The sequence below is a fragment of the Halorubrum ezzemoulense DSM 17463 genome (genome assembly GCF_002114285.1).
GTDB classification, from domain to species: domain Archaea; phylum Halobacteriota; class Halobacteria; order Halobacteriales; family Haloferacaceae; genus Halorubrum; species Halorubrum ezzemoulense.
Map to the genome: position 1 here is coordinate 136,243 of NZ_NEDJ01000002.1, position 6,137 is coordinate 142,379.

General features: G+C 69.2%; 6 protein-coding genes. 2 read left to right on the top strand and 4 right to left on the bottom strand.

Translation table 11 applies throughout. The annotated features are described in order from the left end of the window. Positions 1-5 precede the first annotated feature (5 nt). On the bottom strand, positions 6-980 hold the full coding sequence (locus B9H04_RS01420; RefSeq protein ID WP_049929681.1) for a sugar phosphate nucleotidyltransferase: 975 nt from the start codon (positions 978-980) through the stop codon (positions 6-8). A gap of 96 nt (positions 981-1,076) precedes the next feature. Between B9H04_RS01420 and B9H04_RS01425 the strand changes: the two genes are divergently transcribed. Continuing rightward, positions 1,077-1,385, top strand: a complete 309-nt coding sequence (locus B9H04_RS01425) for a transcriptional regulator (RefSeq protein WP_085682385.1) — start codon at positions 1,077-1,079, stop codon at positions 1,383-1,385. Positions 1,386-1,401: 16 nt separating this feature from the next. Here B9H04_RS01425 and B9H04_RS01430 read toward each other — a convergent pair whose 3' ends face one another. Then, the gene (locus B9H04_RS01430) at positions 1,402-2,712 is read right to left on the bottom strand and encodes a response regulator (protein ID WP_080508533.1); all 1,311 of its coding nucleotides are present in this window, start codon (positions 2,710-2,712) and stop codon (positions 1,402-1,404) included. A 108-nt stretch (positions 2,713-2,820) separates the two neighbouring features. Between B9H04_RS01430 and B9H04_RS01435 the strand changes: the two genes are divergently transcribed. Then, entirely contained in the window at positions 2,821-4,227 is a 1,407-nt protein-coding gene (locus B9H04_RS01435) for a sodium:solute symporter family protein (protein ID WP_049929684.1), read from the top strand. Between the two features lie 15 nt (positions 4,228-4,242). Here the strand turns inward: B9H04_RS01435 and B9H04_RS01440 are convergent, their stop codons facing one another. Then, on the bottom strand, positions 4,243-4,920 hold the full coding sequence (locus tag B9H04_RS01440) for a type 1 glutamine amidotransferase domain-containing protein (protein WP_085682386.1): 678 nt from the start codon (positions 4,918-4,920) through the stop codon (positions 4,243-4,245). A gap of 341 nt (positions 4,921-5,261) precedes the next feature. Next, a complete protein-coding gene (hpt, locus tag B9H04_RS01445) occupies positions 5,262-5,831 on the bottom strand; it encodes a hypoxanthine/guanine phosphoribosyltransferase (RefSeq protein WP_008446308.1) in 570 nt (189 codons plus the stop codon). Positions 5,832-6,137: the final 306 nt, after the last annotated feature.

The window sequence follows — 6,137 nt, forward strand, 5'->3', positions numbered from 1 at the left end:
AGCGGTCAGAACTCGTCGCCCTTGGTGATGGAGGTGTGCGAGCCGATCAGCGCGCCAGAGAGGTCGACTCCCTCCAGGGTGGCGCCCGTGTCGATCACGGAGTTGCGGACCTCGGAGTCGGTGATCGTCGCGTCCCCGAAGACGACGGCGCGGTCGAGCGTCGAGTCGGTCACCGTCGCGCCGCCCATCACGTGGACCACGTCGCCCAGGTCGCTCCCCTCGACGGTCGCGTCGTCGTCGACGAGCGTCCCGCCGTCGAGCGCGTACTCGACCGCGTCGAGGTAGCTGTCGGCGGTGCCGATGTCGAACCACGCGCCGTCGAAGGTGTACGCGTTGACCGCCCCGCGCTCTTGGAGCCACTGGAGGAACCAGCCGGGCTCGTCGGGGTTCTCGCCGTCTTCGAGGTAGGTGGTGAGCTTCGGGAGCGTCTCGGCGGGGAACGCGTAGCAGGCGATGGAGACGAGCGTCGACTCCGGGTCGTCGGGCTTTTCCTGGAAGTCGACCACCTCGTCGCCGTCCAGCTGGACGAGGCCGTACGACTTCGCGCGCTCGCGGTCGCCCACGTCGTAGGCCGCCAGCGTCGGCGTTCCCTTGTCCTCGAAGAAGTCGGCGAAGTCGCCCAGATCGAAGCTGATCATGTTGTCGCCGGCGACGACGATCAGATCGTCGTCGACCGACTCCCGCTCGACGAGCTGTTCGAGCGCTCCCACGACGCCGAACTTCTCGTCTTCCTCGACCGTCTCCTCGACCGAGAGCGTCGGCTTCTCGAAGGGGCTGTCGTCGAGGTACTCCGCGAAGGTGTCGGCGAAGCGCTCGTTCGTCGAGACGAACACCTCGTCGACCCGGTCGTCGGCCTCCAAGTCCTCGAATATCTCGTCGATGACGGTGTTTTCCCCAACCGGGAGGAACATTTTCGGCCGGTGTTCGGTGATCGGCCAGAGCCTGGTCGCGTAGCCACCCGCGAGTACGACGGCTTTCATACTCTCCCGCTCTCACTCCGGTGACATACCTCTTGTGCCCGTGTCGGCGTCGGACGCCGACCGGGCGGTTTTACTCGCCCGTGTCGAACGTTGGGTATGGAGACGACTCGCCAGCGGATCGCCGACGCCCTCCGCGAGGAACCGCGGACCGCGAGCGACCTCGCGGCGACGCTGTCGCTGCCGACGCCGACGGTGTACGAACACCTCGAACACGTCTCGCGGTCCGTTACCGACGAGAGCGGATCCGAAGAAAGGGACGGCGGGGCCGACGAGGAGTTTCTCGTCGCGCCGCCGACCTGTCGCGAGTGCGGGTTCGACGGCTTCGACGATCCGGTCAACGAGCCGTCACGGTGCCCCGAGTGTAAGAGCGAACGGATCGCAGAGCCTGCGTTCGTGATCCGCTGAGCGGTCGCCCGACGACTCACCGCTCCGCGACGACTGCGTCGCAGCGAACGCCACCCGGGATCCGCCGCATGAAGAGGTCGATCCCGTACATCGCGTCGCCGGCGAGGCCGACGTCGAACGGTAGTTCGGCGACGCAGCACTCCTCGGCGGACTCGGACCGCGGGTCGCGGACGAGCACTCGGAAGCCGTCGGCCGTCGTTCGCGCGTCGACTGCGACCGCGTCGACCGCCTCGTCGAGCGCGGCTTGGAGGATGTTCCGGACGGCGAGGACGACGGTTCCGCGGTCGCGGTCGATGGACCCGTCCGGGTCCACCGTCACGGTCGCCGTCGCCGAGAGGCCGGCCTGGGACACCGCTTCGCCGACGGCGTCGGAGAGCTGTACGGGGCGGGTCGGATCGGGGGTAGTCGGCGACGAGTCGCCGGTGTCGAGCGCTCCGAGGACCTCGGCGAGGTGCGTGTTCGCGGTCGACAGGAGCGGCGCGTCCAGTTCCGACGGCGGGCGCGAGAGGATCCGGCTCGCGGCCTCGATGCGGCCGCGGACCGCCTGCGAGGCCGCCGCCTCGTCCGCGCCGGTCGGTTGGATGAGCCCGAGGATCGCGGGCTCGCCCCGGTAGGTGACGCGGCTCCCGACCACCGTCGCCTGAAACGTGGAGCCGTCCGCCGCCAGGAGGTCGATCGTGTATCTGACGCGGTCGTCGTCGCCGGACTCTCGCCGCCGGATCGCCCGGACCACTCGGTCCCGATCGTGCGGGGCGACGATCGACGACACCGGCTCGCCCACGAGTTCGTCGCGCCGCATCCCGAGCATCTCGGCGAGGCGGCGGTTCGCCAGCTCGAAGCTCCGGTCCTGTGACAGCCCCGCGCCGATCAGCCGCTGTTCGAACAGCTGCGAGTACCAGTCCTCGACGCGCTCGCGGTCCCGTCGTTCCCTGAGCCGCGTGACGCACGTTCGGATCCGGTTCGCCAAGAGCTCGTACTGCTCTTGGCCGCCGCTCTTCTGGAGGTAGTCGGAGACGCCGGACGAGATCGCCTCGCTCGCGATGGCCTCGCTGCCGCGCCCGGTGAACAGGATGAACGGCTTCGACGGGTAGCGCTCGCGCACGGCGTCGAGCAGTTCGAGGCCGTCGACGTCGGGCATGTCGTAGTCGCTGACCACGCAGTCGAACGTCGACTCGTCGAGCCGGTCCAGCGCCGCCTCGGCGGAGGTGACGCCGACGGCCCTGATGTCGTCGTGCTGTTGGTCCAAGACGTCCGCGGTGAGCGTCGCGAACCCCGGCTCGTCGTCCACGCAGAGGACGCGTATCGGCGGCCGGTCGGCCATAGACATGCGTTCACACGAGACGCGATCGCATAATAACTGTTGTATATAATATCGGATGCTTTTGCCGCGAAACTGAGGACATCGCTTATTCGTTCGCTCGGGCAGGTTGGTAGCGTGATCGGTTCCTCGGAGGCGCACAGCGAGGCCGACGCGTCGAACGCCGAGTCGTTCTACGCGGCCGACCGCCGGATCGGGGGCGTGTTCGGTGCAATGTCGTTGACCGCGACGCAGGTCAGCGCGGGGACGCTCATCGGCACGATCGGGATCCACTACGCCGTGGGCGTGAGCTTCGGCCTGGTGTGGCTCGGCATCTGGGCCGGCTGGGTCGCGTCGCTGCTGTTCGTGGGGCCGCACCTGCGCGCCCGCGGCGGGATCACCGTCTCGGAGTTCCTCTCGGCGCGCTTCGACGGCGACAACGAGGTGGTCGGCGGGACGACCGCGGCCCTCGTCAGCGTCATCTACCTCGTGTACACGACCGCCCAGTACGTCGCCGGGGCGGTCATCCTCGACGCCGTCTTCGGAGTGCCGCGGGTCCTCGGCATCGCGGCGTTCGCCGCGGTCGCGCTCTCGTACACGCTCGTCGGTGGGATGCGGCTGAGCATCTATTCGGACGCGGTTCAGGTCACGGCCCTCCTCTTCGGCGTCGCGGCGGCGGCCGTCGTCGGAGTCGCCGAGACTGGGGGCGCGAGGGCGCTCATCGACGCGGCTGCGGCTATCGACCCGGCGTTGCTGTCGGGCACCTCGGCGCCAGCGCTCACGACCGGGCTGGCGCTGTCGTTCGGGTTCGGTATCGCGGTGGCCCCGTACGAACTCTCGCGGGTCTACGCCATGCGAGACCCGGAGACGGTCAAGCGGGCGATCCCGATCTCCATCGCGATCCAGGCCGTCATCGCCGTGTGTATCCTGACGCTGGGGCTGCTCGCGCGCGTCCGGTTCCCCGGCCTGGCCGACCCGGACGCGTCCGTCGTCCGGCTCGCGCTCGACCTGTTCGGTCCCGCGGTGGGGCTGCTGCTGCTCGGTGCGGTCGTCGCGGCGGTGCTCAGCACCGTCGACTCGGTGCTGCTGGTCACGTCGGCGGCCGTGGCCCACGACATCTACGAGCGGACGCTGCCGGCCCTGGGCCTCGTCCCGGAGCCGACGCCGGCGCGCGTGCGGCGAGTCAGCCGGATCGCGACCGTCGGCGCGGCGGTCGTCCCCGCCGCTCTCGCCGTCAACCCCGGTCCGTTAGGCGGGGTGGTCCAGCTCATCGTCGCGCTCTACACGTCCGTGCTCGGGTCGACCCTGTTCGTTCCCGTCCTCGGCGGGCTTCACTGGGACGCGGCCACGGGCGACGGGGCCTTCGCCGGCGTCGTGGTCGGGTTCGTCACCGCAACGGCGTGGCAGGTCCTCACCGAAGTGTGGACGGTCGACAGGCTCGGATCGCTGACCGCGGTCGACCCGGTCGTCCCCGGCGTCATCGCGAGCGCCGCCGCGTTCGTCGCGGTGTCGCTGGCCGACACCGACCGGCTCGGCTCGGCGTGATCGCATCGGGCACGCTCAGAGCTCGCCGAGCAGCGTCTCCGCCGCCTCGGCCGACGAGCCCGGGCCGCGGGCCGTGATCAGGTCGCCGTCGACGGTGACGCTGGTGTCGGCGTCGAGTTCGGCGTCCCACTCCGCGCCCGCCAGCCGGACCTCGTCTTCGACCCAGTACGGGAGCTTCCGGCCGTCCGGCATCACGTCGTGGTCGTCGACGATCCCGTCCTCCCAGTCGTTCGGGAAGCCAGTGACGGCGCGCCCCTCGACGAGCGGCGTCCCGTCGGCCTCGCGCGTGAACGCGAGGATGCCGACGGCGTGACAGACGACGAGGGCGACGCCGTCGTCGCCAGCGACCGCGTCGAGCAGCAACTGCCGGGCGTGCCGGTCTTGGTTCACGTCCCAGACGGTGCCGTGGCCGCCGGGGAAGACGACCGCCTCGTAGCCGTCGGCGTCGACGGTCGCGATCGGTTCCGGATCGTTCAGTTCGGGGTGCTCCTCGTCGACCTCGCGGAGCTCCGCGCCTCGCTCCTCGCCGCCCGCGGCCTCGGGGTCGAGCGAGCGCTCGTCGACGACCGGGGGCGACCCCGACGGCGTCGCGACGGTCACGTCGACGCCCTCCGATTCGAGCGTCGTCAGCGGCTCGATACACTCCTCGGCCCAGTACCCCTCCTCGCTCACGACGAACAACGCGTCAGTCATGTGTAGTCCGCCATTGAGGACCTCGATATAAAAGACGCCCGCGCCCGGCAGCGCCAAAGGGCGGCGTCGGGTTTATAAGCAAACGTCACAGTCTCGGCCGGCGCGCGCCGTCGAGCGGCCGCCCTCGGCGGCCGCGAGAAGCACGTGCGAGGGAGTCGCTGGCGCGACGAGGACGACCGAAGGGAGTCCGACAGACGCGCCCGACGGGGCTGGGGAGGCGTGAGGCGCGGTGCGGTGCCGGGCGGGGCTTTGGAGGTGTTAACCGCCGGTCCGTCGTCGACTACTAATAAACCTACGAGTAGAAACTTCGAGGTGGTCCCCCCGGGTCGACAGTTACCGACCTATTCGTCGCCCTGCGCGTCGACGACGACGACCTCGCCGTCCTCGACGGTGACGTTGATCAGCGTCTTCACGTTGTAGTCGGTCTCGTCGAGCTCGTTCTCGCCCGCCTTCTTGATCACGGCGACGACGTCGACGACGTCCGCGCCGACCTCGTCGGTGAGCGCGTCGAGGATGGCCTTCATCGTGCCGCCGGTCGAGAGCACGTCATCGAGGACGAGGACGCGGTCGCCCTCCTCCACGTCGTTGATGTACATCTCCGACTCGGAGTAGCCGGTCTCCTGGAACAGTGGGACCTCGCCGTCGAGGCCGTACTGGCGCTTCCGGATGACGACGAGCGGGATGTCGGTCATCAGCGAGAGCGCGGTGGAGATGTGGATCCCCATCGCCGCGGGGGTGACGATCTTGTCGACGTTCTCTAGCTCCGCCTTCCGGATGATCCGGATGACGATCTCCCGGAGCAGCTCCGGTTCGAGCATGGGGACGCCGTCACTGATCGGGTGGACGAAGTACTGGTACTCGCCTTTCTCGATGATCGGCGCGTCGAGGAGCGACTGCCGCAACTGGTCCATGTCGCGGGTACTCGGCCGGATTAATAAAGCGTGGCGGTTGCGGGATCGCGGTGTGAGTCGATCGCACGACGACTCTCCGCGAGCGAGACGCGGTCGAGACCCAACGCCGGATCGGCTCGAAACCCCGGCTCCGAGGCCGTACGACAACATCATTTATAAGCAGCTGATCGACACGATCACCACCGAACCCCCGGCCGCGAGGCGGGCGCTCGCTCGCTGCGGTCCTCGGTCAGTCGCTCGTTTCACTCGCTCCCGCCCTGCGGTCCTTCTGTCGCCTGCGCCCGCCTCGCGCCCGCCCCTTCGAGT